This window comes from Microbulbifer sp. 2205BS26-8 (assembly GCF_030731025.1).
Lineage (GTDB): Bacteria > Pseudomonadota > Gammaproteobacteria > Pseudomonadales > Cellvibrionaceae > Microbulbifer > Microbulbifer spongiae.
Map to the genome: position 1 here is coordinate 1 of NZ_JAVAMR010000165.1, position 684 is coordinate 684.

At 41.4% G+C, this 684-nt stretch carries 1 protein-coding gene; it reads left to right on the top strand.

Annotation, left to right across the window (positions count from 1 at the left end):
- Window positions 1–136: 136 nt before the first annotated feature.
- On the top strand, window positions 137–535 hold the full coding sequence (locus Q5Y71_RS17070; RefSeq protein ID WP_306043271.1) for a hypothetical protein: 399 nt from the start codon (window positions 137–139) through the stop codon (window positions 533–535).
- Window positions 536–684 lie beyond the last annotated feature (149 nt).

Here is a 684-nt window from a genome sequence, read left to right on the forward strand (position 1 = left end):
ATGCTTTAGAATCAGAAGCAACTGGTTGGGTTATTTCAAGAAGCGGTGCTCTTGGGTTGCGAGGCCGAGATTTTAGGGAGTTCAGGCAGACCCATAGGATGTGGACTAGAAAATGGCGAAATGAGGTGTATTAGCTATGCGGATTATTCTAATTTCGTTTCGTATAATTGCATACTTCATTTTGGTCGGTGCAAGCCCTATTTCGTGTGCACAAGTGGAAATGCGCTCCGAGCATGGTGAGTTACAACTTGTTGGAAAATGGAGAAATAGCCAGGGAAGCCTTTTTGGTTCTGGGTGGGATGAGTGCGAATTCTTCGTGGATAATAAATTTAAGTGTTCCAATTATCCTAGTGAAGGTGGGCTTGTTTTACCCTTTGAAGGCGAATGGCGTATTGTTGGAGGAAATCTTCGTTTAATGGTGGATGACAATTTCCCAAAATCTTTTAGGATGCTAAATACAAACAAGGAGACGTTTGAAGTTTATGTTGATAAAGAAAGGCAGATCTATCGTCAAATAGATAGTTTTACACCTTGATGCACAAAAGGGAAGAGCTTTTGACCAGCTTTCAAATACTGAAAAACAAGCCGTATTTGCGCGACTTAGAAAAGATGCTATGAGCTTGAGGGCAGGCCTTAGAAGAAGTGACAGAGCTACTATAGATGCACTCTGTATTAATTGCTCTG